Genomic DNA, 26,513 nt, shown 5'->3' on the forward strand with positions numbered 1-26,513 from the left:
CGGGCCCGATCTTTGCCAGACTGGATCTATGGTCAGGTCAGGAGAGCGGCGGCCCACGGGGAGATGGAGCAACGACGTTGGAGAAGGGCAGCTTTCCTGACATGACCGCATTGGTACGGCTCCGCCTCGACATCAGCTACGACGGGGGCGAGTTCGCGGGCTGGGCCCGTCAACCGGGGCAGCGGACCGTGCAGGGCGTGATCGAGGACGCTCTGGCGCGCGTGCTGCGCCTGGACCCGGCGCCGGTGCTGACCGTCGCCGGCCGCACGGACGCGGGAGTGCACGCGCGCGGCCAGGTCGCCCATGTCGTCGTCCCGAGCGCCGCCTACTCCGCCATCAACGGCACGCTGCCGCGCCGGCTCGCGGGCGTGCTGCCGCCGGACGTGCGCGTCCGGCGCATCGCCCCGGCGCCCGACAGCTTCGACGCGCGGTTCTCGGCGCTGTCGCGTCGCTACGAGTACCGCGTGTGCGACGACCCGGTGGGCGTGGAGCCGCTGCGCCGCCGTGACGTGCTGTGGCACCCGCGTCCGCTGAACCTGGACCGGATGAACGCCGCCGCCGCCGGACTGGTGGGCGAGCACGATTTCGCCGCGTACTGCCGCAGGCGGGAGGGCGCCACGACCATCCGGCGGCTGCTCCGGTACGAGTGGGCACGCGAAGAACGCCACATCGCGGTGGCCACGGTCGAGGCGGACGCCTTCTGCCACTCCATGGTGCGCGCCCTGGTGGGGGCGCTGCTGATGGTCGGCGACGGGCGCCGCGACATCGAGTGGCCCGCCAAGGTGCTGGCGGCCGGGGTGCGCGACTCCGCGGTGAACGTCGCGCCCGCGCACGGGCTGTCCCTTGAGGAGATCCGGTACCCCGACGACGACGGCCTGGCGCGGCGCGCCCAGGAGACCCGGCGCGTCCGCACCCTCAACGCCACCGGCGGCAACGGTGCCACGACCGGCAACGGCGGTTCGGGGGAGACGGCCGGTGAGGGCGCCGACGCGAACGAGTCGTCCTCGGCGGGCGTTTCCTAGCCGCCCCCGGCGCAGTTACGGGCGCTGCTTGGCGCGTGCGTCGACGGGACGTACGCCGTAGTCGATGAACTGCCGCGCCACGTTCTGCAGCGCGTCCCCGGGCTGGGGGCGCCTGCCGTTGGCGTACTGGGCGTACGAGTAGACGATGTAGCGGCCGCGCACCGTGCTGGCGGCGTATCCGCCCGCGCGGTCGATGTCCTTGGTGCGCGAGCCCGCCATGCCGCGGAACCATTCGTACTTGCTCGGGTCACCGGCACGGCTCGCCCGGAGCGCGGCGTCGCGGTCGGGCAGCACCGCGATGCCGGACGTGACGGCCACCGACCGCTCCTTGTCCAGGAAGGTGACGCGGACGACGCTGGTGCAGCCTTCGCGCTGCAGGGCCTGTGCCATCGCGCCGCGCGCGGTCAGGGCGCACTTGTGGTTGACCGACGCCCTGTCCCGCACGTAGGAGCGGCCGCCCAGGGTGACGTTGTTGGCGGGGAACGCCTCGACCAGCGCCAGCGGCTTGGGGTCGGTCTTGGCGCTGTTGATGCTCGCCTGCGGCGGCAGGGACGGGGCGGGAACCGTGGTGGCCCGCGTGGGCGTGGGCGCCGGCGGCTGCTGGGCGGACGCGGGCGTGCGGCCGGCCGGGGTCGCCTCGCGGTCGTCGCCCGACCCGGCTCCGATCAGGACGTACGCGCCTGCGGCGATGACGAGCGCGCCCGCGACGCCACCGGCGGCCAGCAGGCCCTTGCGGTTGCCGCGCGTCTTCCCGCCCGGGGCGGGCGCGGCGGTGGCGCCGTGGGCGGCGGGGAACGACTGCGTCGGCCCGTTGTACTCGGGGCCGCCGAACGGCACCGGGCTCTCGGAGCGGTACAGCGGCGTGGCCACCGTGGGCTGGTCGGCGGGTGCGGCGGGGCCGGGTGCGGGCGCGGGTACCGGCGGGGTCGGGATCTCGGTTCGGGGGAGCGGCGCGGTGTCGTCGTCCGACGGCTCGGTGCCGGCGGGCTTGTCGCTCGGCTGGTCGACGTCGGCGGTCCTGGCGTCCGCTGGTTTCGTGTCCGTCGCCTTTGCGTCCGTCGGCTTCGTGTCCGTCGCCGAGTCGTCGTCGAGACGGACGACGGGGATGCCGTCGGGGTCGGTGTCGGCGGCGGGCGGCGTGGACGGCGGGACGAGCGGCCGGACGGGGACGGCGCCGCGCGTGTCCACGCTCGGCACACCCACGCCCGCCACGAGCGTGCCCGGCGTGGGAGCCGGGAGTGGACCGGTCCCAACGGGACGCTCGGACGGCTCGGGCGTCTCGGCTTCGACCTTTGTGGGTTCGGCCTCGGCGGCGGGCTGCTCGTCATGTCCGCTCTCGGCGCCGGCGTCGGGTGCGGTCTGCGGCTTGTGCTCCGGGTCGTCGTCCTCGTCGGTGGCCCACCAGGGACGCTGGAGCATGAACGGGGGCAGCCCGACGGTGTCGGGCTTGTCGGCGGGAGCTTCCTCGGAAGTTTCCGGGGAGGTCTGCGCGGACGGTCCGGCGGGCTCGCCGCTGGCGGGTTCGTCGTTGGCGGGGTCCGCGTTGCCGAAACTGGGCGGCGCCTCGGAGGCGGGGCCGGAGGACGCCCCCGGCTCCTCGGCGGAGTCCCTGGTCTCGTTAGGTCCAGACATAAGAAGTGAGGGTATTCAGTTTCCGAAGGGTTTCCCCTCGGTCTCCCGGTAGGCCAGCGCGAAGCTGAGATTGCTGCCCTTGATGACCTGGCGTCCGAACGTGGTGACGGCCTTGTAGGACGCCTCCGGGATCTTCTTGCCGTCGGGGCGCTGGATCCAGGTGATGACCAGGTAGTGGCCGCGCGCCTCGACGGTGCCGAGCGCCTCGCCCTTGCCGATGTTCTTGGTGATGCCCGGGCCGGGCAGCGGTTGCAGCGCGGCGCTCTTGGCGCCGGCGGCCTTGACGGCGGACTTGGCGGCGGCCTCGGTCCGCAGGTTGAACACGCCGACCGAGCCGATGAGCGCGCCGTCGCCGCGCACGTAGGTGGCGCGCAGCGCCTGCGAGCAGCCGCCCTTGCGCAGCGCGTTGACCAGCGCCGTCCCGGCCACCGTGCCGGTGCAGCCGCGCTTGGAGTGCCAGGCCACCCGGCTGTACTTCATGCCGCCCGCCTTGAAGGAGCGCTTGCCGAAGATCTCCTTGAGCGTGAGCGGGGTGGGGTCGGTGGTGCGGCTCTTGAGCTTGACCGGCTCCAGCGACGGAACCGTGGGGGACGGGGTCGGCGACGGGGCGGCCTGCGTCGGCGTGGCCGAGGCGGTGGCGGGCTTGGCGCCGCCGTCGTCCTCCAGCATCGAGGACACCACGAAGCCGCCGCCGACCAGCAGCAGCCCGGCGGCGGCCGCGCCGCCGATGATCAGCGCGAGGTTGGGCCGGCGCTGCCGCGGCGCCTCCTGCCCGTCGGTCCCGTCGGGCGGTTCGGGGCCGTCCGGCCCGCCGGGGCCGGGGGCGCCGGGCCCGCCGGGGCCGGGGCCGAAGTCGGCGAACTCGCCGTTCGGACCCGGTCCCGGCGCCTGCCCGAACTCCGGGCCGTAACCCTGCCCGAAGCCCTGTCCGTAGCCCGAGTCATAGGTCTGGGTCTCTCCCGGGGCGCCGTGCCCTCCCGGGCCGTCCGGAGCCTGGCCGAAGGACGGCGTGACCGCCTGGGTGCCGGACGGTCCTTCGGGGGCGGACGCCGCGGCGTGCCGCGGCCTCTCCTCCCAGGGGTCCCCCCAGGAGGGCCCTCCGTGCGGAGCCTCCTCGGGCCGTTCCGGTGCGGGACCGTACGGCGCGGACGGTGGCTGCTCGGAAGGCCAGCCGCCGGTTTTGCCTTGATCGCCCGGATAACCCATGGCTTGGACCTTACCGTTCCTTCGCTGTGGCTCTGGATCTTCGGGAAGTGCTCGGAACCTTCGGATCACCCACCTTGACATGGGGCGGAACCGGACGCCGCCGGTTTGCGGAAGGTCGTCCGGCGGGCGGACGAAGGGTGACTGCTACCGGCCGAAGTCCTGCGTCCAGTACAGGCCGCGGTCGCTCTTGGCCACGCCGACACCGATGGTGCGCAGGTTGCAGTCGAGGATGTTGCGCCGGTGCCCGTCGCTGTTCATCCAGCCCTTCATGACCGCGTCGGGGGAGGAGTACCCCATGGCGATGTTCTCGGCCGCCGGGTCGGGGTATCCGGCCGCCTTCATGCGGTCGAACGGGTCGTCGCCGTTCTGGGAGTTGTGGGAGAAGTAGTTCTTCGCCGCCATGTCCTCCGAGTGCTTGCGCGCGGCGGTGACCAGCCGGTCGTCCACCTTGAGCGCGCTGCAGCCCGCCTTGGCCCGCTCCTCGTTGGTGAGCTTCACCACGGCGGACTCCTCGCTGGTGGACTTGCCCGAGTCCGAACCCGAGTCCGAGCCCGAACCCGAGTCCGAGCCCGAACCGGAGTCCGAGCCCGAGTCCGAGCCGGAGCCGGTGTCAGAACCGGAGCCCGAGCCGGAACCGGAGCCGGAACCGGTGTCAGAACCAGAACCCGAGCCGGTGTCAGACCCCGAGCCGGAGCCAGAACCGGAGCCGGAGCCAGAACCGGAGCCCGAGCCGGTGTCAGAACCGGAACCGGAGCCCGAGCCGGTGTCAGAGCCCGAGCCGGAGCCCGAACCCTTGCCCCAGTCCCAGCCCCAGCGGGAATGCGAGTCCGAGTCCGAGCCGGAGCCGGAGGAGTCCGAGCCGGAATCGGACGGGGGCGTGCTGCTGTCGTCGTCCGGCGAGGAGGACGGTTGAGGCTTGGGCGACCAGGTGTGCTTGGGCCAGTCGCCGTGCATCCGCTTGAGCGACGGCGTGTCGCGGTCCCACCTCCCCTGCCACTGGTCGGGAGAGGGGTTCTGCTGCCGCCCGGACTGCGGGGACGGCGTGAAGTTGCTCGACGCGCTGGCCGGCTCGGCGTCCAGGCCGGGCAGGGCGGCGCGGTCGAGCGCGAAGCCCGTGCCGACGGCGAGCGCCGAGGCGGTGAGCGACGCGGTGACGACCGCGAACTTCATGCCCCGGGTGCGTCCGCCCTTCCGGCGGTGCTTGGGGGTGTGAGGGGTGCTTGCCTTTTCTGTTGAGCGGGGAGTGTTCAGCGGGGGCTCCCTGGGTCGGGCCGGCGGGTGCCGGCGGGACGTACCAGTGGCACGGCACCTTAGCCCCATAAAAACGGACAAGTCTTCCTAAAGTGGGCAGATTTTACCTGTTCACGCCGGGTAGGGTGATCGACACGGGCCTCCGCGGCCCCTTGGGAAGGCGTCCCGAAGCCCGGCCGCGCGGGGCCTGTCGACGCCGTCCGTGCGGCCGGAATGGTCGAGACACCTTCGCGCGTAGGGCATACTGGAGGGTGGCGGGGCTGCACGACGTTCCCGCTTTGACCCGTGCCCGCGAGGCTCGATATTCTGCGGGTTCGTTGTGTCTTTGCTTGCGTCCGCTTCCATGGCGGGCGATCGCAACCGCTAGAAGTCGACGAGGAAACGAAGGTCTACGACCGTGCGCACGTACACCCCTAAGCCCACTGACGTCGAGCGTCAGTGGTACGTCATCGATGCGACCGATGTCGTGCTGGGTCGGCTCGCCAGTCAGGTCGCGCAGCTGCTTCGGGGTAAGCACAAGCCGATCTACGCGCCGCACCTGGACACCGGTGACTTCGTCATCGTCGTGAACGCCGACAAGGTCGCGCTGACGGGCAACAAGCGCGAGCAGAAGCGCGCCTACCGGCACTCCGGTTACCCGGGCGGGCTGCGCTCGATCGCCTACAGCGACCTGCTGGACAAGCACCCCGAGCGCGCGGTCGAGAAGGCGATCAAGGGCATGCTGCCCAAGAACTCGCTCGGCCGGAAGATGTTCGGCAAGGTCAAGGTGTACCGCGGCCCCGAGCACCCGCACCAGGCGCAGAAGCCGATCCCGTTCGAGATCACGCAGATCGAGCAGTGACCCCCGGCCGTCCGGCGTCCGCCGGACGGTGACGCACACCCACACGGTGGATGCCGGCCACGCGCGCGGCTCCGCCGGTCGGTCGCCGAAACCATTTCCGTGGCCGCCGGGGCACCCGAAGACCGACCGGGCCCGCCGCCCTGGCCAGAAGACCCTTGGAGAATCCGTGGACGAGTCCACCGGCATGGAGACGCCCGCCGAGGGCGTCGAGTACGACTCCTACGACGAGGAAGCCCCGTCGGAGTACAGCACCGAGACGCCGCAGGCCGTCGAGACCGGCTACCTCGGTCAGCCGGTGGCGACCGGCCCGGCCGCCGGCACCGGCCGCCGCAAGCAGGCCATCGCGCGGGTGCGGATCGTCCCCGGCAACGGCACCTGGAAGATCAACGGTCGGACCCTCGACCAGTACTTCCCGAACAAGGTGCACCAGCAGATCGTGAACGAGCCGTTCGTGCTGCTCGGCCTGGACGGGCAGTTCGACGTGCTGGCCCGCGTCAACGGCGGCGGCGTCACCGGGCAGGCGGGCGCGCTGCGCCTCGGCATCTCCCGGGCGCTGCAGGTGGCCAACCCCGACCACCGTCCGGCGCTGAAGAAGGCCGGCTTCCTGACCCGCGACGCGCGGGTCATCGAGCGCAAGAAGGCCGGTCTGAAGAAGGCCCGCAAGGCGCCGCAGTACAGCAAGCGCTGATCGTCAACGGTGCGAGCCGTCGCACCCCGCGCACGAGGTCCGGTGCGCGACCCGGAGGCACCGGGTCGCCCGGCCGCGCGGGGGCGGCGGCTCGTCCGCGTTTCCGGGTCGTCCGTCCCGTCCGTGCCCGCGCCGCCGGATCGCGACGCGACGATCTTGAAGGTGGCGGAGCGGCTGCCGTGGGCGGGCCGGCGCACTACATTTGACCGCGCGGAGCGACGGGGTGCGGCCCCCGGTCGCGGGCCGCGCGGTCTTCTTTCTCATCGGGAGTGGAAACTGTGGGTCGTCTCTTCGGGACCGATGGCGTACGCGGGCTCGCCAACCGCGATCTGACCGCCCCGCTGGCCATGGACCTGTCCGTCGCCGCGGCGCGGGTCCTCGGCGAGGCCGGCGCCTTCACCGGGCACCGTCCGGTGGCCGTGGTCGGGCGCGATCCGCGGGCCTCGGGCGAGTTCCTGGAGGCCGCGGTGGTGGCCGGGCTGGCCAGCGCCGGCGTGGACGTGCTGCGGCTGGGGGTGCTGCCGACGCCGGCGGTCGCCCACCTGACCCACGCGCTCACCGCCGACCTGGGCGTGATGCTGTCGGCCTCGCACAACCCCGCTCCCGACAACGGGATCAAGTTCTTCGACCGCAGCGGCCACAAGCTGCCCGACGAGATCGAGGACCGCATCGAGGGCAGCCTCGGGCAGGCGTGGGAGCCGCCGACCGGCGCGGGCGTCGGCCGCGTCCGCGAGGCGCACGGCACCGTCGAGCACTACGTCGCGCACCTGATCTCCACCCTGCCGGTGTCGCTGGCCGGGCTGCGCGTGGTGGTGGACTGCGCGCACGGCGCGTCCTGGGAGGTGGCGCCGGAGGCGCTGCGCCGCGCCGGCGCCGAGGTGATCACTATCGGGGTGGCGCCGGACGGGCTGAACATCAACTCCGGCTGCGGCTCCACCCATCTGGAGGCGCTGCGCGCGGCGGTGCTGGAGCACGGCGCCGACGCCGGGATCGCCAACGACGGCGACGCCGACCGCTGCCTGGCCGTCACCGCGTCCGGTGAGGAGGTCGACGGCGACCAGATCATGGCGATCCTGGCGCTGGAGCAGCGTGAGGCCGGGCTGCTGGCCGCCGACACGGTGGTCGCCACGGTCATGTCCAACCTGGGCTTCCGGCTGGCCATGCGGGAGGCCGGGATCACCGTCGTGGAGACCGCGGTCGGCGACCGGTACGTGCTGGAGGCGATGAAGGAGGGCGGCTACACGCTGGGCGGCGAGCAGTCCGGCCACGTGATCATGCGCCACCACGCCACCACCGGCGACGGCGTGCTGACCGGGCTGCACCTGCTGGCGGCGATGGCGCGGCGCGGCGTCTCGCTGGACGAGCTGGCCAAGGTGATGACGCGGCTGCCGCAGGTGCTGATCAACGTCCGGGGTGTGGACAAGACGCGGACCAAGACGTCTCCGGAGCTGGCCGGGGCGATCGCCGAGGCCGAGTCGGAGCTGGGCGACACCGGGCGGGTGCTGATCCGTCCGAGCGGCACCGAGCCGATGGTGCGGGTGATGGTCGAGGCGGCCTCGCAGGAGCAGGCGCAGGCGGTCGCCGAACGGCTGGCGGGCGTCGTCCGCACGGCCCTGGGCTGACCGGGCCCTCGAAAGACGGAGCCTTCGCGTCCCCGGCCCTCACAGGGTGGCCGGGGACGCGGCTTTTCTCATGGCGCGCGCCGCGGACGCGCCGGACGCGCCGGGCGTTTCGCGCACCGGACGCGTCGCGCGCGGCGGGTCAGCCGTCGGTGATGTCCAGGCGGCCGACCTTCAGGTGCCTGATCTCCACGGTGCCCGCCTGGAGATGCTCGATGACGGCCCGCTTGACGGCCAGCCGGCCGATGGCGACCGCGCCGATCGCGATGGCGCCCAGCACCATCGAGCCCAGCGCCAGCGACCCGACGGCGTTCCCGGCGCGCAGCGTCAGGCCGGTCGCCGAGGCGCCGGTGACCTCGGCGCCGGTGGCGCGGGCCCCGAAGGCGCGTTCGGTGCGGACGCGCGGCTTGTCCTCCCGCGCGTGCTCGTCGTCGTTCGGTGCCTGCCCGTTGGACGGGGCGGTGTGCTCGTTGGGGTCGCTGCTCATGGGGTTCACCCTATTGCCGCCGTTCCCGTGCCGCGCCGGGCTCGGCCCTAACAGCGGTCGAGGAAGCCGCGCAGCGCGTCGCGGTCGGCGCGGGTCACCGGCAGGGAGTACTTGCGGGCGACCGAGATGTACCTGATGCCGTACTCGCAGCGGAACGCCTCGTCCGGCTTCCACTCCGCGGGGCCCGAGTCGCTCTTCTCCCGGTTCGGCACGCCCCACACCGCCAGGAGGTTGTCGGGGTCGTTGGCGAACCGCTCGCGCCGGTCCTCGCTCCAGCGGGAGGCGCCCATCCGCCAGGCCAGCGCCAGCGGGTAGACGTGGTCGATCTGCACCTCGGCGGGCTTGGACCGGTCGAAGGTGATGTCCCGGCCGCTGTAGGGGTCGCGCAGCCGCCCGGAGGTCACGACGCAGTCGTCGCGCTTGCGCACCTGCCGCAGGTCGCGGGCGAGGATGTCGTTGCGCTGATCGCAGCCGTTGCGGTCGGTGTCCTTCCACCGGCCGCCGAACCGTTCGCGGGAGTAGCCGTCCCCGTCGCTCTGGGACGCGACGCGCAGCGCGCCCAGGTCGTCGCGCGCCTGGGCGACGTTGCGCTCGGCGGGCCGCGAGGCTCCGCCGGACGGCCGCGCCGACGAGGAGGGCCCCGACACGCGGACGTCCGCCTCGCATCCCGTCGCGACCGTCGCGAGCAGCGCACACGCCAGTCCCGCCGCCGACCGCCGCACGCCCCGACGCCGCCGCCACGCCATTCCGCCACCGCTTTCTAGTTTTGACTTGCTATGCACCTATTTACCGGTATTTGACGGTCCGAGGTTACGGGTGGGCGCCCTCCGCCGCGACGGGTGCGGCACCATGTGTGCGTGCTTCATCTGAGAGCGATCGTCCCCGCGGACCGCACCGACGCCGTGTGCGCGGCCCTGGCCGGCAACCCGGGGGCGACCAACGTGGTGGTGCTGCCGGGCGCCGCCCGGTCCCCGGCGGGGGACCTGGTCACCTGCGACGTCGCCCGCGAGGCGGCCAACGAGGTCATCGCGGGCCTGCAGCGCCTGGGCATCGAGCGGGACGGCTCGATGGCGATCGAGCAGATCGACCTGTCGCTGTCGGATGTGGCCGACCGCGCCGAGGCCCGCGCCCCCGGCTACGGCGACGACGCGGTGGTGTGGGAGGAGCTGGAGGAGCGGATCTCCGGCGACTCCCGGCTGACCTGGACGTTCCTGACGTTCCTGGCGCTGGCCACGCAGCTGGCGGGCATCGCCGCGCTCATCGACTCGCCCATCCTGGTGATCGGCGCGATGGTGCTCGGCCCGGAGTTCGCCGCCGTCGCCGCCATCAGCTACGGCCTGGTGTTCCTGCAGCCGGCGAGGATCGTGGCGGCGCTGCGCACGCTGGTCGTCGGATTCGCCGTCGCGATCGTGGTCACCTACGTGTGCGCGCAGGTCAGCCTGTGGATCCACGTCATCGAGCCGGGCATGCTGGACCGGCCGCGCCCGCTGACCGCCTTCATCTACAGCCCCGACCGCTGGTCGTTCATCGTGGCGCTGCTGGCGGGGATCGCCGGGGTGCTGTCGCTGACCGCCGCCAAGTCGTCCGCCCTGGTCGGGGTGTTCATCTCGGTCACCACCGTGCCCGCCGCGGGCAACCTCGCCGTCGCGCTGGCCGTCCGGCACGTGGACGAGATCCGCGGCTCGCTCCTGCAACTGGGCGTCAACCTCGCCGGCATGATCATCGCGGGGGCGGTCACCCTGGTGGTGCAGCGGGCGGTGTGGGCGGTGGTCCTCCGCAGGAGGGAGCGGGCGCCCGGACGTAGAACCTGAGGGGGACGTGCCGCGCCGCGCGAGCCACTAGGTTCGTACCCATGCCGATCATCGCCACGCAGGGACTGACGATGCGCTTCCCGCGGGTGACCGCCCTGGACGACCTCACCGTGGCCGTGGAGCCCGGCGTCGTCGGGCTGGTCGGCGCCAACGGCGCCGGCAAGTCGACGCTCATCCGCATCCTGCTCGGCCTGCAGCGCCCCACCGCCGGGCGGGCCAGCGTGCTCGGCCTGGACATCGCCCGCGACGGCGCGCGCATCCGCGAGCGGGTCGGGTTCATGCCCGAGTACGAGTGCCTGCCGCCCGACGTGTCGGCCACCGAGTTCGTCGTGCACATGGCGCGCATGTGCGGGCTGCCGCCCAGCGCCGCCCGCGAGCGCGCCGCCGACACGCTGCGGCACGTCGGCCTGTACGAGGAGCGGTACCGGCCCATCGGCGGCTACTCCACCGGCATGCGGCAGCGCGTCAAGCTGGCGCAGGCCCTCGTCCACGACCCGCAGCTGGTGTTCCTGGACGAGCCCACCAACGGACTGGACCCGGCCGGCCGCGACGAGATGCTCGGCCTCATCCGGCGCATCGGCGCCGAGTTCGGCATCAGCGTGCTGGTCACCTCGCACCTGCTGGGCGAGCTGGAGCGGATCTGCGACCACGTCGTGATCATCGACGGGGGGCGGCTGCTGCGCTCGCAGGCCGTCGAGGCCTACACCGCGGCCAGCGGGTCGCTGACCGTCGAGGTCGACGAGGGCCGCGACCGGCTCGGCGCGCTGCTGGCCGAGGCGGGCCTGACGGTGCGGGCCGAGGGCCGGTCCCTGGTCGTCGACATCGCCGGCGAGACCACCTACGACCTGATCCGCGACGGCGTCGCCGACCTCGGCCTGCGGCTGATCCGGCTGGAGCAGCGCCGGCACCGCATCGAGGAGGTCTTCGCCGCCGGATCGCAGCAGGCCGCCGCGCCCCCGCCGCCCGGCGCCCCGCCCGGCCTCCCGCCGGGACCGCCGGGCCCGCCGGTCCAGCCCGGGGCGTACCCGTACGGAGGATCCCGATGAGCACCAGCATGATCCACGACATCGGGTACCGGCACTACGAGGGCCGCCGCCTGGGCCGCGCGTACGTGCTGCGCTCGCTGTACGTGCACAACCTGCGCGCCGCCTTCGGCCTCGGCCGTCCGGCCCGCGCCAAGGTCATGCCGTTCCTGCTCGCCGCGATCATGCTGCTGCCCGCGGTGGGCGCGGTGGCCGCGGTCGGGCTGGCCGACCTGACCGATCCGCCGATCCGCTACGCGCAGTACGCGATCAGCCTGCAGGTCATCATCGCGATCTTCCTGGCCACGCAGGCGCCGGTGCTGGCGTCCCGGGAGCTGCGCCACCGCGTGGTGCCGCTGTACTTCTCGCGTCCCGTGGACCACCTGGACTTCGTGCTGGCCAAGCTGGCGGCGCTGGCCACCGCGCTGTTCGGGCTGATGGCGGCGCCGGTCACGCTGATGTACGTGGGCAGCCTGGTCAACAAGATGCCGCACGCGTCCCGGCACCTGGCCGACTACCTGGCCGCGCTGGTCGGCTGCGTGCTGTTCGCGCTGGTGCTGGCGGCGATCGGGACGGTGGTCGCCGCGTTCACCCCGCGTCGCGGCTTCGGCGTCGCGGCCGTCGTGGCGGTCTACATGCTCAGCGCCACGTTCGTGCTGATCCTGCAGGGGCTGGCCGAGATGCGCACCGAGTTCGCCCTCGCCGGGTGGATGGGGCTGTTCACGCCGTTCAACCTCGTCGACATCGTGCAGGTGCGGCTGCTGGGCGCGGAGCAGTCGGCGGTCGCGGTGGCGCCCGGCCCGTTCGGCGGCCTGGTCGCGCTGCTGCTGTGCGTCGTGCTGGTGGCCGGCTCGGTCCCCGTCCTGTACCAGCGGTTCCGGAAGGCGGGCCTCTCGTGAGCGAGCTTCGGCTGGAGAACGTGTCCCGCTGGTACGGCAACGTCGTCGCCGTCAACGGGATCTCGATGACGATCGGTCCCGGCGTGACGGGTCTGCTGGGGCCGAACGGGGCGGGCAAGTCCACGCTGATCCACATGATGGGCGGCTTCCTGGCGCCCTCGTCCGGCACGGTCGAGCTGGACGGGCAGCCCGTCTGGCAGAACCCGGGCGTCTACCGGTCGCTGGGCCTGGTGCCCGAACGGGAGACCGCCTACGACTTCCTCACCGGCCGCCAGTTCGTCGTCGCCATGGCCAAGCTGCACAAGCTGCCCGACCCGGCCGCCGCCGCGCGCCGCGCCATCGCCCTGGTGGAGATGGAGTACGCGCAGGAGCGCGCCATCGGCACCTACTCCAAGGGCATGAAGCAGCGCATCAAGATGGCCTCCGCGCTGGTGCACGACCCGCCCGTGCTGCTGTTGGACGAGCCGTTCAACGGCATGGACCCGCGGCAGCGGCTGCAGCTGATGGACCTGATCCGCGGCATGGCCGCCGAGGGCCGCACCATCCTGTTCAGCTCGCACATCCTGGAGGAGGTGGAGCGGCTGGCCGGGCACATCGAGGTGATCGTGGCGGGCCGGCACGCCGCCTCCGGCGACTTCCGCGCGATCCGGCGGCTGATGACCGACCGGCCGCACCGCTTCCTGGTTCGCTCGGCCGACGACCGCCGGCTGGCCGCCGCGATCATCGCCGACGGGTCGTCCCGCGGCGTCAACCTCACCGACCAGGGCCTGGAGGTGGAGGCCGTCGACTTCCAGCGCTTCACCTGGCTGCTGCCCCGGGTGGCGCGGGAGGCGGGCGTGCGCCTGCTGGAGGTCTCCCCGTCCGACGAGTCCCTCGAAAGCGTCTTCTCCTACCTGGTGGCCCGATGAACGCGACGATTGCGGCGATCACGTTTCGCGCCATGCTGGGGCGGCGCCGCGCCCTGTTGCTGCTGGCCCTGCCGTTCCTGCTGCTGGCGCTGGCGGTCGGGCTGCGCGCCGCCGACGTCGCCGACCTGGACGTGTCGGTGGGCGTGCTGCAGCGGTTCGGGCTGGCCACGCTGCTGCCGCTGCTGGCGCTGATCGCGGGCACGGGCGTGATCGGCCCCGAGATCGACGACGGTCAGATCATGTACGTGCTGACCAAGCCGATCCCCCGGCGGGTGATCGTGTTCACCAAGCTGGCGGTGGCGATCGTGCTGGTGACGGCGTTCGCGGTGCTGCCGACGCTGCTGGCCGGGCTGGTGCTGACCGGCGCCACCGCCCAGGTCGCCGTGGCCTTCACCGTGGGGGTGCTGGCGGGCGGTGTCGCCTACACCTCGCTGTTCGTGGCGCTGGCCGTGCTCAGCCGCAACGCCGTGACGATCGGCCTGCTGTACGCGCTGGTGTGGGAGGCGTTGCTGGGCAGCGTGGCTCCGGGAGCGCGTTCGGCGTCGGTCCAGCAGTGGGCCATGTCGGTCACCGACGCGCTGACCGACGCGTCGGTGGTGACGTCCACCGTGCGGCTTCCGGTGGCGCTGGGGCTGCTGGCGGCGGTCGCCGTCGTGGGCTGCGTGCTGGCCGTCGGCCGCCTGCGCACGTTGCCCGTGGCCGGGGCCGAGTAAGCGCGCGGCTCAGATGCGGCGCAGGCGGACCCGTTGCACGCTGTGGTCGCGGGCCTTGTGCAGGACGAGCGTGGCGCGGCCGCGGGTCGGCAGGATGTTGGACACCAGGTTGATCTCGTTGATGTCGCGCCACACCCTTTGCGCGAACGCGGCGGCCTCGTCCTCGTCCAGTTGGGCGTACCGGTGGAAGTACGAGCGGGGGTCGCTGAACGCGGTGCGGCGCAGCGCGAACAGCCGCTCCACGAACCAGTGCTGGATGTCCTCGACGCGGGCGTCCACGTAGATGGAGAAGTCGAAGAAGTCGGCGACGGCGAGCGTCCCGGCGGGGGAGGGCTGCAGCACGTTGAGGCCCTCCACGATGAGGATGTCGGGGCGCCGCACGGTCTGCCGGGCGTCGGGCAGGATGTCGTACTCCAGGTGCGAGTACACCGGGATGTCCAGCTCGGCGGCGCCCGCCTTCATCGACGACACGAACCGCACCAGCGCCCGCCGGTCGTAGGACTCGGGGAACCCCTTGCGGTCCATCAGCCCGCGTTCGGTGAGCACCGCGTTGGGATACAGGAAGCTGTCGGTCGTGACGAGTTCCACACTGGGGTGCTCGGGCCAGCGCGCCAGCAGCGTCCGCAGCAGCCGCGACGTGGTCGACTTGCCCACCGCCACGCTGCCCGCCACGCCGATGATGAACGGGGTGGGCCGCACCGGCTCGCCCAGGAACCCGCCGACGGTGTCGCGCAGCCGCCCGTCGGCCATGAAGAACAGGTTCAGCAGCCGGGACAGCGGCAGGTAGACCTCCTCGACCTCGGTGATGTCGATCGGGTCCCGGACGCCGCGCAGCGCGTCCAGCTCGCCGGGGGTGAGGGGCAGCGGGGTGTTCTCGCGCAGCGCCCGCCACTGCTCCCGGGAAAGCTCCACGTAGGGGCTCGGCACGGCGTCCCATCCGCTCGTCATGGGCTGACACCCTAGCCGTGAACGCCACGTGCCGCCCCGCCGGGGGCGAGCACGGGAGGGGTCTCCCACAGTTCACCGTCCGTACACGCTGTAGCCGTTCACTTTGGCATTCGCTGGTGGGGCCCATGAGCCGGCACCCAATAGGCTTGCCGCCATGTGCGGAATCGTTGGGTACGTCGGCGACCGGCCGGCGTTGGACATCGTGGTCGAGGGGCTGGCGCGGCTGGAGTACCGCGGCTACGACTCTGCCGGTGTGGCCGTGCTCGCCGACGGGAAGCTGGCCACGGCCAAGCGCGCCGGCAAGCTGGTCAACCTGCGCGGAGCCCTGGAGAATGACCCGCTGCCCGACGGGACGCTGGGCATGGGGCACACCCGGTGGGCGACGCACGGCCCGCCCAACGACCGCAACGCCCACCCGCACACCGACTGCGCCGGGACGGTCGCGGTCATCCACAACGGGATCATCGAGAACTTCGCCCGGCTGCGCGCCGAGCTGGACGAGGGCGGGCACGCCCTGGACTCCGACACCGACACCGAGGTCGTCGCGCACCTGCTGGAGGACGAGCTGCCGCGCGCCGGCGGCGACCTGGCCGAGGCGATGCGCCGGGTGTGCCGCCGTCTGGAGGGCGCGTTCACGCTGGTGGCGGTGCACGCCGACGACCCCGGCCTGGTGGTGGGCGCGCGCCGCAACTCGCCGCTGGTCGTCGGTGTCGGCGACGGGGAGAACTTCCTGGCCAGCGACGTGGCGGCGTTCATCGCCCACACCCGGGACGCGATCGAGCTGGGCCAGGACCAGGTGGTGGAGCTGCGCCGCGACGGCGTGACCGTCACCGACTTCGACGGCCGTCCGGCCGAGATCCGCGAGTACCACGTCGACTGGGACGTGTCGGCCGCCGAGAAGGGCGGCTACGACTACTTCATGCTCAAGGAGATCGCCGAGCAGCCGCGGGCGGTCGCCGACACCCTGCTCGGCCGGATCGGCGCGGACGGGCGCCTGGTGCTGGACGAGATGCGGCTGACCGACGAGCAGCTCCGCGAGATCGACAAGATCATCATCGTGGCGTGCGGCACCGCCTACCACGCCGGGCTGATCGCCAAGTACGCCATCGAGCACTGGGCGGGGCTGCCCTGCGAGGTGGAGCTGGCCAGCGAGTTCCGCTACCGCGACCCGATCCTGACTCGCACCACCCTGGTCATCGCGATCTCCCAGTCCGGCGAGACCATGGACACGCTCATGGCGGTGCGGCACGCCCGCGAGCAGCACGCCAGGGTGCTGGCGGTGTGCAACGTCAACGGCTCGACGATCCCGCGCGAGTGCGACGGCGTGCTCTACACCCACGCCGGTCCCGAGGTCGGCGTCGCGGCCACCAAGACGTTCCTGACCCAGCTCGTCGCGGTGTACCTGATCGCGCTGTACCTGGGGCAGGTGCGCGGCACCAAGTGGGGCGACGAGGTGTTCGCGATGATCCAGCTCCTGGAGCGGATGCCGGAGAAGGTGGAGAAGGTCCTGGAGACCATGGAGCCGGTGCGCGAGCTGGCCCGCTCCCTGGCGGACGGCCACTGCGTGCTGTTCCTCGGCCGGCACGTCGGCTTCCCGGTGGCGCTGGAGGGCGCGCTCAAGCTCAAGGAGCTGGCGTACATGCAGGCCGAGGGTTTCGCCGCCGGCGAGCTCAAGCACGGCCCGATCGCGCTCATCGACAAGGACCTGCCGGTCGTGGTGGTGGTGCCGCCGCGCGCCCGGGCCGTCCTGCACGACAAGATCGTCTCCAACATCCAGGAGATCCGCGCCCGCGGCGCCCGCACCATCGTGATCGCCGAGGAGGGCGACGCGTCGGTGGAGCCGTACGCCGACACGCTGATCCGCGTTCCCGCCGTGCCGACGCTGCTGCAGCCGCTGGTGACCACCGTGCCGCTGCAGGTGTTCGCGTGCGAGCTGGCCACCGCCAAGGGCCACGACGTCGACCAGCCGCGCAACCTGGCCAAGTCCGTCACCGTGGAGTGAACCGGATCACAGTCTGGTAACACCGCATATCACCTGAAACTCCCCGTTGTCGGGTCGCGTCGCAGTGGACGTCACGGTGAGGCGGGGAGGTGGCGGTGCGACCGGACGTCGATTCGGGGCACGCGGTCGAGGCGTACGGGGTGACCCGGTACTTCGGGGAGGTCGCCGCGTTGCGCGGCCTGGACCTGACCATCCCGTACGGCCAGGTGACCGCGCTGGTCGGCCCCAACGGGGCGGGGAAGACGACGCTGCTGCTCGTGCTGGCGACGCTGCTGGCGCCGGACTCCGGTCAGGTGCGCGTCGCCGGGTACGACCTGGCGACCCACGCCGACCGGGCGCGCGGCGCGCTGGGCTGGATGCCCGACACGTTCGGCGTCTACGACCAGCTCACCGTCGACGAGTACCTGGCGTTCTTCGCCGACGCCTACCGGGTGCCGCGCGAGGAGCGGTCGCGCCGCATCCGCGCGCTGCTGTCCCTGGTCCGCCTGGAGGAGTACCTCGGCCGGCCGGTGCACGTGCTGTCGCGCGGGCAGAAGCAGCGGCTCGGCGTGGCCCGCGCGCTGGTGCACCGGCCGCGCGTGCTGATGCTGGACGAGCCCGCGTCCGGCCTGGACCCGCGCTCGCGCGTCGAGCTGCGCGACCTGCTGCGGTCGCTGGCCGCCGACGGCGTGGCGGTGCTGGTGTCCAGCCACATCCTCAGCGAGCTGGAGGAGATCGCCGACCGGGTGGTGCTGGTCGACCGGGGCGGCGTGGTGGGCGTGCACGACATGACCGAGCTGACCGCCGCCGGGCCGTCCGGCCGCACCCGCTGGCGGGTGCGGGCCCAGGACCCCGCCGCCCTGGCCGCGGCGCTGGCCGGGCGGCCGGGCGTCGGTGAGATCAGCGACCTGCCCGGCGGCGCCGAGGTCGGCCCGCTGACCGAGGACCAGGCGGCCGACCTGCTGGCCGCCCTGGTCGCCGGGAACGTCCGCGTGACCGGGTTCGCCCCGGCGGCCGGCGCCCTGGAGGCGACCTACCTGGCGATGACCGAGGACGGGTGAGACATGACGGTTGCGGGCGTCGGGCTGGTGGCCCGTCAGGAGATCCGGACCCGGCTGCGCACCGGCCGCTGGCGGGTCCTCATGGGCGTGTGGTTCGCGGTCGTCAACGGCCTGGCGGTGCTGTTCCGGCTGGCGATCGAGGCCGACCAGCGCCCCGGCGAGGACAGCGCGGGCGTGCCGATGTTCGGCGGGGTGCTGCTGGCGGTGCTGGTGCTCGTCCTGCTGGTCGCCCCGTCGCTGAGTGCGCAGTCGGTCAACGGCGACCGGGAACGCGGCACCCTGGCCGCGCTGCAGGTCACCCGGCTGACCGCGGGCGAGATCGCCACGGGCAAGCTGGCCGCGTCGTGGGGGACGGGCCTGGTGGTGCTGCTGCTGACCATGCCGTCCGTGCTGTGGCCGGTGCTGGAGGGCGCGGTCGGCGTGGGGCACGCGGCCGTGGTGCTGACCGTGATGGTGCTGCTGATCGGGATCGTGTGCGCGGTCTCGCAGGGCTGGTCGGCGCTGGTGGCGCGCAGCATCACCTCGGTGCTGCTGTCGTACGTGACGGTGTTCGCGCTGCTGGTGGGGACGCCGCTGCTGTACACGCTGGCGCTGCCGCTGAGCGAGGGCTTCGACGGAGACGACCACTCCGAGCGGGTGTGGTGGCTGCTGGCGCCCAACCCCGTGGTGGTGCTGGCCGACGCCGCCCCGCGCCTGCCCGAGCGCCGGATCTACCTCAACGACAGGGTCATCACGCAGCCGCGGTCCGACGACCTGCTGGGCTCGATCGGCCACGAGGTGCGCCGGGCCCGCCTCGGCGACCAGCCCGTCGACGGGTTGCCAGGGGCGTGGCGCGTGCAGGAGGGCGGCCCGGTGTGGCCGTACGGCCTGGCCTTCGACCTGGCCCTGGCGGGTGGCGCGCTGTGGATCAGCGCCCGTCGCCTGCGCACCCCGATGTACCACGTGCCACGCGCCGTCCGCATAGCCTGACCCGCCCGCGAGCCGCCTGACGCGCACGAGTAGCCTGACGCCCGCGGGAGTGCCCTGAGCCGTGCGGCGGAGTGGCCTGACGCGCGTGGGGGGTGTCGGGCGTGGGTCAGGGTTCGGCGGTCGATTTGATTCTGGCGGCGAAGGCGCGCCACTCGGCGGGGGCGAACCTCAGCACGGGTCCCGACGCGCCGAGGACGCTGTCGCGAACCCCGATCGCGCCGCCGTCGAGGCGGGCGACTTCGACGCACGTTCCGTTGCCGCCGCAGCGGCCGCTCTTCCTCCAGTGCGCCGTCGCCCCCTGCTGCTGCCCCATTACGCCTCCCGGCGAACATCCTCATCAGGGCTGGCGGCCACATTGCCGACATTGCCTTATATACCCTTTGATATACGACATGTCGCCGGGCGGGCGGGACAGAAAGCTGTGTCCTGCCGGTGCCGCCGTACACGCCGACGGCACCGGCCATGCGATCAGCGGGCCTCGACGCCCCGGGTGAGGTCGAAGCGCCCCCGCTTGACCTCCGTGACGAACGAGCCCCACGCGGCCGCGGAGAAGCTCAGCTCCGGGCCGCCGTCGCGGGCGGAGTCGCGGGCGCCGATCACCCCGCCGGGCAGCGCGGCGACCTCGACGCAGGTCGTGCTCCCGCCACAGCGCGAGCTTTTCCGCCAGCTACCCCAGTTGCTATTACCTGACGCCACTTTGCGCCTTTCAGAATTTATGTCCGTTTCGATGTAGGGCGGTTCGCGAATCCGCGTCGAGCGCCGCAGCGTCCGTCGCGGTGAACGGACCGGGAACTGCGCGGCTCGATGTCCGGAGGTGTGCTGCCGGACGCCAGACACGGCGACCCTAGCAGAAATGTTCAGTGGTCTTCATGATGCCCGCGGGTAACGGCCGCGGATTTGACCATTGTTTCGGAAACCCATGCTGACCTGCGTGGACGCCGGGTCAGGCGCGGCTGCTCCACATGTCCCTGGCGGCCGCGAGGTGGATGCGGGATTCCGTCGGGTCGAGCGCGTCCTCAGCCATTTGCCGGTGCGCCAGCCGGGCCCGGAAGGTGACCGACTCGTCGGTCAGGTAGTCCATCGTCAGCGTCTCCGAGTAGACGATGTCAGGGAACTGCACGTCGTAGATATCGGAGAACTCCAGCAGGGTGAAGGACGGCTCCATGATGGCATGAAATCCATCCAGCGGCAGAATGCGCAAAGAAATGTGCGGCAACTCGGCCGAGCGGCGCAGATGTTCCATCTGCTCGGCCATCACCGCCGCGTCGCCGACCCGGCGGTGCAGGACCGCCTCGTCCAGCACCAGCTCCAGCCGCATCGGGTCGGGCCGCCGCAGCACCTCCTGACGGCGGATGCGCAGCTCGATGCGGCGTTCGATCTCCTGGGGGGAGATGCGGCGGTCCAGGTAGTTCCAGCCGCCCACGACGTGCCGGGCGTACGACTCGGTCTGCAGCAGGCCGGGCACCACGACATTCTCCCACTGCAGCTCGGCGTCGGCCTCGGTCTCCAGTGAGATCAGCTGCGCGTACCCGGGGTCGAGCCAGGGGTAGTCCTCCCACCAGCCGCGCTGCGCCGCGTCCCGGGCCAGCGCGATCAGCTCGGCGCGGCGCCGCCCGTTCACCCCGTACAGCTCCAGGAGCATCTCGACGTCGCTCAGCCGCGCGCCGGTGCGGGCGTTCTCCAGCCGGCTGACCTTGGCGGTCGACCAGGACAGGCGGTCGGCGACCTCGTCGCCGGTGAACCCGCTCAGCGCACGCAACCGGCGCAGCTCGGCGGCGAGGCGTTGCTGCCGGACGGACGGACGTGGGGTTGCGCTCATGCTGCGTTTACTCCGCCCCAACGAAGACCCCGAAGACCTTTTGCCATTGCAGTCTGCCTCACCGGGCGCCTCCAGGGCAGCGGCCGGGCCGCATTCCGGGCCTCATGGCAGTCTTGGAAGTGATCGTCGGAGTGGGCGGCGCCCCAGGATGGTGATCAGGACGCGCGTAGGGGGCAGTGGTACTCGGGGACGGCGGGTTTTCCGGCGAGGGCGGAGAGGAAGCTGGGGATGAGGTACGCGCACGAGGTCGGCAAGGTTCGCGCCGCGGAAGGGGCCCTGATGGCCCGGCTGCCCGAGGGCGCGCTCATGCAGCGCGCCGCCGCCGGGCTGGCCGCGGTCTGCGCCCGGATGCTGCCGCGCGTGTACGGGGCGGACGTCGTGCTGCTGGTCGGCGGGGGAGACAACGGCGGCGACGCCCTGTACGCGGGCGCCCGGCTGGCCCGCCGGGGCGCCCGGGTGACCGCCGTGCCCGCCGGTTCCCGGACCCACCGGGGCGGGCTGGCCGCGCTGCGCGCCGCCGGCGGCCGCGTGCTGGACCGGGTGGACGGCGAGGCGGTGTCCCCCTCCGCGGCCGCGGTGATCGAGACGGCCGACCTGATCATCGACGGGCTGACCGGGATCGGCGGGACGGGCGGCCTGCGCGAGCCGCACGCGACCCTGGCCGTGCTCGCCTCCCAGGCGACCGGCGTCGTGGTGGCCTGCGACGTGCCCAGCGGGGTGGACGCGAGTTCCGGCCGGGTGGACGGCGTGGCCGTGCACGCGGACGTGACCGTCACGTTCGGCACCTACAAGCCCGGCCTGCTCATCGACCCCGGCGCGGCCTGCTGCGGCGTGGTGGAGCTGGTCGACATCGGCCTCGGCCCGGACCTGCCCGACCCCGACGTGGTGGCGGCCTGGCCGGTGGACGTGCAGCCGCCCGAGCCGCGTCCGGAGTCCGACAAGTACCGGCGCGGCGTGGTGGGGATCCTGGCGGGCGGCGAGGACTTCACCGGCGCGGCGGTGCTGTGCACGGGCGGGGCGGTGCACGGCGGTGCGGGCATGGTGCGCTTCGCCTCCGTCGAGCATCCCGTGGAACTGGTGCGGCACCGTTGGCCCGAAGCGGTCACGACCGTGCTTCCCCCTGGGAGCGGCGGGGTCAAGGCGCTCGAACGCATCGGCCGCGTCCAGGCGTGGGTGGTGGGGCCTGGGCTGGGTACCGGGGCCGAGGCCGAGTCCCTGCTCGAAGCGACCCTGAACACCGACCTTCCCGTCCTGGTGGACGCCGACGGGCTGACCGTCCTGGCCCGCCGCCGCGACCTGTTGCGGCGCGAGGCCCCCACCGTCCTCACCCCCCACGCCGGGGAACTGGGGCGGATCCTCGGGGTGGAACGGGAGCTGGTCGAGGCGCGGCGCCTGGAGCACGTGCGGCGGGCCGCCTCCGAACTGTCGGCCACGGTGCTGCTGAAGGGGTCGACCACGCTCGTCGCCGAGGAGGACCGTCCCGTACGGGTCAATCCCACCGGCACCCCCCGGCTGGCCACCGCGGGCACGGGGGACGTGCTGTCCGGGCTGATCGGCGCGCTGCTGGCGGGCGGGATGTCCGGGCTGGACGCCGCCGCCTCCGGGGCCTACCTGCACGGCCTGGCCGCCCGCATCGCCTCCCGGGGCCCGGTCAGGGCCGGGACGGGCCACCCCTCCGAGGCGCCCATCAGCGCCTACGACGTCATCGGCGCCCTGCCCGAGGCCTTCCGCGCCCTGTCCTGAGCGCTATCCTGAACTGTAATTCCTGAATTGCAGGTCATGGGCGAACCGGCCGACCGGGCGTAGACGTCCCTATGGGGGTAGAAACCCCATAGGTGTTCGCGACAGGTGTTTCGCTGGAACGCGCCCGGCGCCGCCGCCGGGCGAGAACGGAACGCAGGATGCCGCCGTACAGGGCCGTGAGCAGGCAGGAAGGGCAGCGATATGGTCCGGCCACGGCCGCCGGCGCGGCAGACTGGGGAACCATGAGGATTCCAGCGCAGGCGCGCATCGACCTGGAAGCCATCGGCGCGAACATCGCGCTGCTGCGCGAGCATGCGGGCGGTGCCGAGGTCATGGCCATGGTGAAGGCCGAGGCGTACGGCCACGGCCTGGTGCCCGCCGCCCGGGCGGCGCTGGCGGGCGGGGCCACCTGGCTGGGCGTGGCCAAGCTCGACGAGGCGCTGCGACTGCGGGACGAGGGCGTGACCGGGGTCCGGACGCTCGTCTGCCTCTGCGTGCCGGGCGAGCCGTTCGAGCAGGCGGTCGCCGCGGACGTCGACCTGGCCGCCGGGAGCGTCCGGCTGGTCCGGGAGATCGCCGAGGCGGCGGTCCGGGCCGGGCGTCCCGCCCGCGTCCACCTCAAGGCCGACACCGGCATGTCCCGGGGCGGCGTGGGCCCCGACGACTGGCCCGCCCTGGTGGACGCCGCGCTGGCCGCCGAGGCGGCCGGGCGCCTGCGCGTGGTCGGGCTGATGTCGCACCTGGCGTGCGCCGACGAGGTCGGCCATCCCTCCATCGCCCGCCAGGTCGCCCTGTTCCGCGAGATGGTGGAGCACGCCGAGAAGGCGGGGGTGCGGCCCGAGGTGCGGCACCTGGCCAACTCCGCGGCCACGCTGACGCTGCCGGAGGCGCGCTTCGACCTGGTCCGTCCCGGCATCGCCACCTACGGGCTGACGCCGGTGCCGCAGCTCGGCGGCTTCGGGCTGCGGCCCGCCATGACGCTGGTCGCCGACGCGGCCCTGGTGAAGCGGGTTCCGGCGGGCAGCGGCGTGTCGTACGGGCACACCTACGTCACCGAGCGGGAGACCACCCTGGCCGTCGTCCCGGTCGGGTACGGCGACGGCGTCCCCCGGCACGGCTCCAACGTGCTGGAGGTGCTGGCAGGCGGGCGGCGGCGCCGCATCGCGGGCCGGGTCTGCATGGACCAGTTCGTCATCGACCTGGGCGACGACGAACTGGCCGCCGGGGACGAGATCATCCTGTTCGGGCCCGGCGACCGGGGCGAGCCGACCGCGCAGGAGTGGGCGGACGCGCTCGGCACGATCTCGTATGAGATCGTCACCCGCATCGGTTCCCGGGTGCCTCGGGTGTACGCGGGGCGGCCCGCGACTCGGCCGCACGAAGGGGTCAGGCATGGGTAGGAGACGAAGGCTGGGCATCGCCGGTACCGTCGCGGGCGTCGGCGCGGCGGGCGTGGGCGCCGCGGTGGGGCTGCGGCAGCTGGCCGTGGGGCGCCGCCGTCTGCGGCCCGATCCCGACGCCGGCGAGCCGTTCGGCGAGCTGCGCGGCCGTCCGCTGACCGTGCTCGCCGACGACGGCCTGCCGCTGTACGTGGAGGTCGACGGGCCGGAGGACGCGCCGCTGACCGTGGTGTTCTGCCACGGCTACACGCTCAACCAGGACTCCTGGCACTACCAGCGGCGCGACCTGCCCACGCCGCGTCCGGGGCTCGGCCGGCCGCGCATGGTGTTCTGGGACCAGCGCAGCCACGGCCGGTCCGGGCGCAGCAAGCCCACCCACGCCACGATCGCGCAGACCGGCGAGGACCTGTACGCGGTGCTGCGCGCCACCGTCCCGGCGGGCTCGCCGGTGGTGCTGGTGGGCCACTCCATGGGCGGCATGTCGATCATGGCGCTGGCGGACCGGCACCCGCAGATCTTCGGCGCCCAGCGCGGCAGGCTCCGCGTCGCCGGGGTCGCCCTGATCAACACCTCCTGCGGCGACATGGCGGAGATGACGCTGGGGCTGCCGCTGGTGCTGGCCAAGGCGCTGCGCCCGCTGGCCAACGGCGCGATACGCAACCTCGGCCGCCAGGCCCAGCTGGTCGACCGCGCCCGCGGCCTGGCCGGCGACCTGACGTTCGTGGTGACCCGCAAGATGGCCTTCGCCGACAAGCACGTCAGCCCCACGGTGGTGGACTTCCTGGAGCAGATGATCCGCGCCACCCCGATCGACGTGATCGCCCAGTTCTACCCGGCGCTGATGGCGTTGGACGAGGTGTGCGCGCTGGAGCCGATCGGCCGCGTCCCGGTGCTGGTGCTGGCCGGCGGGCAGGACCGGCTCACCCCGCCCGAGCACTCGCGCCGCATCGCCGAGGCGCTGCCGGACGCCGAGCTGATCGAGGTCGGCGACGCCGGGCACGTGCTGCCGCTGGAGTATCCGGGCGTCGTCACCGGCGGGCTGCGCCGCCTGCTCGAACGCGCCCACCCCCAACGCGAGGAGCGGACCGCGTGAGCGAGCCGGAAGGGCGCGAGGCGCCGATGAACGCCACGGTGACGGTGCGGGTGCCGGGCGCGGAGGACATGCGCGAGCTGGGGCTGCGCCTGGCCGGGGGGCTGCGCGCCGGGGACCTGCTGGTGCTGACCGGCGACCTCGGCGCGGGCAAGACCACCCTGACGCAGGGCGTCGCCGAGGGGCTGAAGGTGCGCGGCCCGATCACCTCGCCCACGTTCGTGATCGCGCGGGTGCATCCGTCGCTGGCCGGGGGGCCGCCGCTGGTGCACGTGGACGCTTACCGACTGGACGGTTTCGCCGAGCTTGATGATCTTGATCTGGACGCCGAGATCGCCGAATCGGTGACCGTCGTGGAATGGGGGCGGGGGCTGGCCGAGGGGCTGGCCGACGACCGGCTGGAGGTCGTCATTTCCCGTGCCGACGACACCGAGGAACGCACCGTGACGATCATCGGGGTGGGCGCACGCTGGGCGTCCGTGATCGGCGATCTTGTCGACGGAAGTTGACAACATCGGTCGGCGGTGAAAGGTGGCCCTTTTTCGATAAGTGGGGGTCGACCACTTTCGGGGCGGATGTCGTACTCTTCGGTAACGAACTCTCCATCGCGACTGACAGCTTTCCTTCGTTCGGGAGTGGGTGCCGGTGAGTGGTAGCCATCGCAGCGGCAATCACCGCGCGGGCAGCGGCAGCCACCGGCGCGTCGGCCGCGAACGCCGCCCCGGACGCCGACTGGCGGCCCTGCTGGCGGGCGTGGCCGCGGGCGTCGGGGTGTGCGTGCTGGCGGCGTTCGCCATCTTCAGCGGCCTCGGCGTGGGCCGCGACGGCGGCGAGTCCGGCGAGGTGATCGGCAGCGGCGCCGCCGAGACCACCCCGGCCCGCGGCGAGCGCAACCACGTCCCGGACGCGTGCGAGGTGCTGAGCCGCGAGATCGCCGACCGGCTCGCCCCCGGCGCCCAGAGCAACCCGGCCGACAACTACCAGGCCAGCGACCAGCAGAGCCAGTGCGTGTGGGGCGCCTACAACGGCGAACGCAAGCGCCAGCTCACCGTGGAACTGCGGGCGATCACCGACGGCCAGGGCGGGCCCGTCGAGGCCGCCCGGCGCACGTTCGCCGACGAGCGCGCCGCCGACGAGTCCGGCAAGGCGCTGCTGGCGGGGCAGGAGCTCACCGAGAAGCGCGACGTCGAGGGCGTGGGCGAGGAGGGCTACGTCGTCTACAGCGTCGACAAGGGCCAGGGCTCCGGCGAGGCCATCGCCAACGTGCGGCTGGGCAACGTGCTGGTCACCGTGCACTACGGGGGCGGGGACGACGGCGACGCGCTCGGCTCCTCCGCCGCCATGGACGGCGCCGAGGAGGCCGTCAAGGGCGCCGTCGACGGCCTCAACGCGAGCTGATCCGG

At 72.9% G+C, this 26,513-nt stretch carries 26 protein-coding genes; 17 read left to right on the forward strand and 9 right to left on the reverse strand.

Features of this window, described 5'->3' with window-relative positions:
- Window positions 1–101 precede the first annotated feature (101 nt).
- Window positions 102–1,022, forward strand: coding sequence for a tRNA pseudouridine(38-40) synthase TruA (gene truA, locus ABD811_RS16210; RefSeq protein WP_344947619.1), 921 nt, complete (start codon window positions 102–104; stop codon window positions 1,020–1,022).
- A 15-nt stretch (window positions 1,023–1,037) separates the two neighbouring features.
- Here truA and ABD811_RS16215 read toward each other — a convergent pair whose 3' ends face one another.
- The 3 genes from ABD811_RS16215 to ABD811_RS16225 all read right to left on the reverse strand — a co-directional run bounded on the left by ABD811_RS16215 (window position 1,038) and on the right by ABD811_RS16225 (window position 5,030).
- The gene (locus tag ABD811_RS16215) at window positions 1,038–2,654 is read right to left on the reverse strand and encodes a hypothetical protein (RefSeq protein WP_344947623.1); all 1,617 of its coding nucleotides are present in this window, start codon (window positions 2,652–2,654) and stop codon (window positions 1,038–1,040) included.
- Window positions 2,655–2,669: 15 nt separating this feature from the next.
- A complete protein-coding gene (locus ABD811_RS16220) occupies window positions 2,670–3,860 on the reverse strand; it encodes a hypothetical protein (protein WP_344947626.1) in 1,191 nt (396 codons plus the stop codon).
- A gap of 144 nt (window positions 3,861–4,004) precedes the next feature.
- The gene (locus tag ABD811_RS16225) at window positions 4,005–5,030 is read right to left on the reverse strand and encodes a CAP domain-containing protein (RefSeq protein WP_344947629.1); all 1,026 of its coding nucleotides are present in this window, start codon (window positions 5,028–5,030) and stop codon (window positions 4,005–4,007) included.
- Between the two features lie 478 nt (window positions 5,031–5,508).
- On the opposite strand from ABD811_RS16225, the gene rplM reads away from it, so the two are divergent.
- The 3 genes from rplM to glmM all read left to right on the forward strand — a co-directional run bounded on the left by rplM (window position 5,509) and on the right by glmM (window position 8,262).
- On the forward strand, window positions 5,509–5,952 hold the full coding sequence (gene rplM, locus ABD811_RS16230; RefSeq protein WP_344947631.1) for a 50S ribosomal protein L13: 444 nt from the start codon (window positions 5,509–5,511) through the stop codon (window positions 5,950–5,952).
- 166 nt (window positions 5,953–6,118) lie between these two features.
- Window positions 6,119–6,640 (forward strand): 30S ribosomal protein S9, encoded by a 522-nt coding sequence (gene rpsI / locus ABD811_RS16235; protein ID WP_344947634.1) that lies wholly within the window; start codon window positions 6,119–6,121, stop codon window positions 6,638–6,640.
- Between the two features lie 278 nt (window positions 6,641–6,918).
- Window positions 6,919–8,262, forward strand: a complete 1,344-nt coding sequence (glmM, locus tag ABD811_RS16240) for a phosphoglucosamine mutase (protein WP_344947638.1) — start codon at window positions 6,919–6,921, stop codon at window positions 8,260–8,262.
- Between the two features lie 139 nt (window positions 8,263–8,401).
- On the opposite strand, the gene ABD811_RS16245 is transcribed toward glmM, so the two are convergent.
- Window positions 8,402–8,746, reverse strand: coding sequence for a hypothetical protein (locus ABD811_RS16245; RefSeq protein ID WP_344947641.1), 345 nt, complete (start codon window positions 8,744–8,746; stop codon window positions 8,402–8,404).
- A 47-nt stretch (window positions 8,747–8,793) separates the two neighbouring features.
- Complete coding sequence (locus ABD811_RS16250; RefSeq protein WP_344947644.1) at window positions 8,794–9,492, reverse strand: HNH endonuclease family protein; 699 nt, start codon at window positions 9,490–9,492, stop codon at window positions 8,794–8,796.
- A 111-nt stretch (window positions 9,493–9,603) separates the two neighbouring features.
- On the opposite strand from ABD811_RS16250, the gene ABD811_RS16255 reads away from it, so the two are divergent.
- The 5 genes from ABD811_RS16255 to ABD811_RS16275 are packed head-to-tail and all read left to right on the forward strand — an operon-like array spanning window position 9,604 to window position 14,099.
- Window positions 9,604–10,557: a DUF389 domain-containing protein gene (locus ABD811_RS16255; protein WP_344947647.1), complete on the forward strand. Its 954-nt coding sequence runs from the start codon at window positions 9,604–9,606 to the stop codon at window positions 10,555–10,557.
- Window positions 10,558–10,598: 41 nt separating this feature from the next.
- Entirely contained in the window at window positions 10,599–11,603 is a 1,005-nt protein-coding gene (locus ABD811_RS16260; RefSeq protein WP_344947650.1) for an ABC transporter ATP-binding protein, read from the forward strand.
- Window positions 11,600–12,478 carry an ABC transporter permease gene (locus tag ABD811_RS16265; RefSeq protein ID WP_344947653.1) on the forward strand — a complete coding sequence of 293 codons (879 nt, stop codon included), beginning with the start codon at window positions 11,600–11,602 and terminating at the stop codon, window positions 12,476–12,478. The genes ABD811_RS16260 and ABD811_RS16265 overlap by 4 nt, the downstream gene beginning before the upstream one ends.
- Window positions 12,475–13,386 (forward strand): ABC transporter ATP-binding protein, encoded by a 912-nt coding sequence (locus ABD811_RS16270; RefSeq protein ID WP_344947655.1) that lies wholly within the window; start codon window positions 12,475–12,477, stop codon window positions 13,384–13,386. The genes ABD811_RS16265 and ABD811_RS16270 overlap by 4 nt, the downstream gene beginning before the upstream one ends.
- The gene (locus tag ABD811_RS16275) at window positions 13,383–14,099 is read left to right on the forward strand and encodes an ABC transporter permease subunit (RefSeq protein WP_344947658.1); all 717 of its coding nucleotides are present in this window, start codon (window positions 13,383–13,385) and stop codon (window positions 14,097–14,099) included. Before ABD811_RS16270 ends, ABD811_RS16275 begins: the two co-directional genes overlap by 4 nt.
- Window positions 14,100–14,108: 9 nt before the next feature.
- Here the strand turns inward: ABD811_RS16275 and coaA are convergent, their stop codons facing one another.
- Window positions 14,109–15,047 (reverse strand): type I pantothenate kinase, encoded by a 939-nt coding sequence (coaA, locus tag ABD811_RS16280; RefSeq protein ID WP_344947660.1) that lies wholly within the window; start codon window positions 15,045–15,047, stop codon window positions 14,109–14,111.
- 154 nt (window positions 15,048–15,201) lie between these two features.
- On the opposite strand from coaA, the gene glmS reads away from it, so the two are divergent.
- From glmS to ABD811_RS16295, 3 genes are all read left to right on the forward strand, one after another.
- Window positions 15,202–17,049 (forward strand): glutamine--fructose-6-phosphate transaminase (isomerizing), encoded by a 1,848-nt coding sequence (glmS, locus tag ABD811_RS16285; RefSeq protein ID WP_344947663.1) that lies wholly within the window; start codon window positions 15,202–15,204, stop codon window positions 17,047–17,049.
- A 95-nt stretch (window positions 17,050–17,144) separates the two neighbouring features.
- Window positions 17,145–18,089, forward strand: coding sequence for an ABC transporter ATP-binding protein (locus tag ABD811_RS16290; protein WP_344947666.1), 945 nt, complete (start codon window positions 17,145–17,147; stop codon window positions 18,087–18,089).
- Between the two features lie 3 nt (window positions 18,090–18,092).
- Window positions 18,093–19,058 (forward strand): ABC transporter permease, encoded by a 966-nt coding sequence (locus ABD811_RS16295; protein WP_344947669.1) that lies wholly within the window; start codon window positions 18,093–18,095, stop codon window positions 19,056–19,058.
- Window positions 19,059–19,164: 106 nt separating this feature from the next.
- Here ABD811_RS16295 and ABD811_RS16300 read toward each other — a convergent pair whose 3' ends face one another.
- The 3 genes from ABD811_RS16300 to ABD811_RS16310 all read right to left on the reverse strand — a co-directional run bounded on the left by ABD811_RS16300 (window position 19,165) and on the right by ABD811_RS16310 (window position 20,877).
- The gene (locus tag ABD811_RS16300) at window positions 19,165–19,371 is read right to left on the reverse strand and encodes a DUF397 domain-containing protein (protein ID WP_344947671.1); all 207 of its coding nucleotides are present in this window, start codon (window positions 19,369–19,371) and stop codon (window positions 19,165–19,167) included.
- A 155-nt stretch (window positions 19,372–19,526) separates the two neighbouring features.
- Window positions 19,527–19,754 (reverse strand): DUF397 domain-containing protein, encoded by a 228-nt coding sequence (locus ABD811_RS16305; protein ID WP_344947674.1) that lies wholly within the window; start codon window positions 19,752–19,754, stop codon window positions 19,527–19,529.
- Between the two features lie 247 nt (window positions 19,755–20,001).
- A complete protein-coding gene (locus ABD811_RS16310; RefSeq protein ID WP_344947677.1) occupies window positions 20,002–20,877 on the reverse strand; it encodes a helix-turn-helix domain-containing protein in 876 nt (291 codons plus the stop codon).
- A 228-nt stretch (window positions 20,878–21,105) separates the two neighbouring features.
- Between ABD811_RS16310 and ABD811_RS16315 the strand changes: the two genes are divergently transcribed.
- The 5 genes from ABD811_RS16315 to ABD811_RS16335 all read left to right on the forward strand — a co-directional run bounded on the left by ABD811_RS16315 (window position 21,106) and on the right by ABD811_RS16335 (window position 26,508).
- Window positions 21,106–22,620 carry an NAD(P)H-hydrate dehydratase gene (locus ABD811_RS16315; protein WP_344947680.1) on the forward strand — a complete coding sequence of 505 codons (1,515 nt, stop codon included), beginning with the start codon at window positions 21,106–21,108 and terminating at the stop codon, window positions 22,618–22,620.
- A 242-nt stretch (window positions 22,621–22,862) separates the two neighbouring features.
- The gene (gene alr, locus ABD811_RS16320) at window positions 22,863–24,020 is read left to right on the forward strand and encodes an alanine racemase (RefSeq protein ID WP_344947683.1); all 1,158 of its coding nucleotides are present in this window, start codon (window positions 22,863–22,865) and stop codon (window positions 24,018–24,020) included.
- Window positions 24,013–25,113, forward strand: a complete 1,101-nt coding sequence (locus ABD811_RS16325) for an alpha/beta fold hydrolase (protein ID WP_344947686.1) — start codon at window positions 24,013–24,015, stop codon at window positions 25,111–25,113. Before alr ends, ABD811_RS16325 begins: the two co-directional genes overlap by 8 nt.
- Window positions 25,114–25,139: 26 nt before the next feature.
- Entirely contained in the window at window positions 25,140–25,619 is a 480-nt protein-coding gene (gene tsaE / locus ABD811_RS16330; protein WP_344948031.1) for a tRNA (adenosine(37)-N6)-threonylcarbamoyltransferase complex ATPase subunit type 1 TsaE, read from the forward strand.
- A 136-nt stretch (window positions 25,620–25,755) separates the two neighbouring features.
- On the forward strand, window positions 25,756–26,508 hold the full coding sequence (locus tag ABD811_RS16335) for a hypothetical protein (protein WP_344947689.1): 753 nt from the start codon (window positions 25,756–25,758) through the stop codon (window positions 26,506–26,508).
- Window positions 26,509–26,513 lie beyond the last annotated feature (5 nt).

The sequence above is a fragment of the Actinomadura miaoliensis genome (assembly GCF_039536785.1).
GTDB classification, from domain to species: domain Bacteria; phylum Actinomycetota; class Actinomycetes; order Streptosporangiales; family Streptosporangiaceae; genus Spirillospora; species Spirillospora miaoliensis.

Excerpts from the sequence above, each read along its gene's own strand:
- truA (WP_344947619.1), top strand. The coding sequence starts at position 102 with ATGACCGCATTGGTACGGCTCCGCCTCGACATCAGCTACGACGGGGGC.
- ABD811_RS16215 (WP_344947623.1), bottom strand. The coding sequence starts at position 2,654 with ATGTCTGGACCTAACGAGACCAGGGACTCCGCCGAGGAGCCGGGGGCG.
- ABD811_RS16220 (WP_344947626.1), bottom strand. The coding sequence starts at position 3,860 with ATGGGTTATCCGGGCGATCAAGGCAAAACCGGCGGCTGGCCTTCCGAG.
- ABD811_RS16225 (WP_344947629.1), bottom strand. The coding sequence starts at position 5,030 with ATGAAGTTCGCGGTCGTCACCGCGTCGCTCACCGCCTCGGCGCTCGCC.
- ABD811_RS16245 (WP_344947641.1), bottom strand. The coding sequence starts at position 8,746 with ATGAGCAGCGACCCCAACGAGCACACCGCCCCGTCCAACGGGCAGGCA.
- ABD811_RS16250 (WP_344947644.1), bottom strand. The coding sequence starts at position 9,492 with ATGGCGTGGCGGCGGCGTCGGGGCGTGCGGCGGTCGGCGGCGGGACTG.
- ABD811_RS16260 (WP_344947650.1), top strand. The coding sequence starts at position 10,599 with ATGCCGATCATCGCCACGCAGGGACTGACGATGCGCTTCCCGCGGGTG.
- ABD811_RS16265 (WP_344947653.1), top strand. The coding sequence starts at position 11,600 with ATGAGCACCAGCATGATCCACGACATCGGGTACCGGCACTACGAGGGC.
- ABD811_RS16275 (WP_344947658.1), top strand. The coding sequence starts at position 13,383 with ATGAACGCGACGATTGCGGCGATCACGTTTCGCGCCATGCTGGGGCGG.
- coaA (WP_344947660.1), bottom strand. The coding sequence starts at position 15,047 with ATGACGAGCGGATGGGACGCCGTGCCGAGCCCCTACGTGGAGCTTTCC.
- glmS (WP_344947663.1), top strand. The coding sequence starts at position 15,202 with ATGTGCGGAATCGTTGGGTACGTCGGCGACCGGCCGGCGTTGGACATC.
- ABD811_RS16295 (WP_344947669.1), top strand. The coding sequence starts at position 18,093 with ATGACGGTTGCGGGCGTCGGGCTGGTGGCCCGTCAGGAGATCCGGACC.
- ABD811_RS16300 (WP_344947671.1), bottom strand. The coding sequence starts at position 19,371 with ATGGGGCAGCAGCAGGGGGCGACGGCGCACTGGAGGAAGAGCGGCCGC.
- ABD811_RS16310 (WP_344947677.1), bottom strand. The coding sequence starts at position 20,877 with ATGAGCGCAACCCCACGTCCGTCCGTCCGGCAGCAACGCCTCGCCGCC.
- ABD811_RS16315 (WP_344947680.1), top strand. The coding sequence starts at position 21,106 with ATGAGGTACGCGCACGAGGTCGGCAAGGTTCGCGCCGCGGAAGGGGCC.
- alr (WP_344947683.1), top strand. The coding sequence starts at position 22,863 with ATGAGGATTCCAGCGCAGGCGCGCATCGACCTGGAAGCCATCGGCGCG.
- ABD811_RS16325 (WP_344947686.1), top strand. The coding sequence starts at position 24,013 with ATGGGTAGGAGACGAAGGCTGGGCATCGCCGGTACCGTCGCGGGCGTC.
- tsaE (WP_344948031.1), top strand. The coding sequence starts at position 25,140 with ATGAACGCCACGGTGACGGTGCGGGTGCCGGGCGCGGAGGACATGCGC.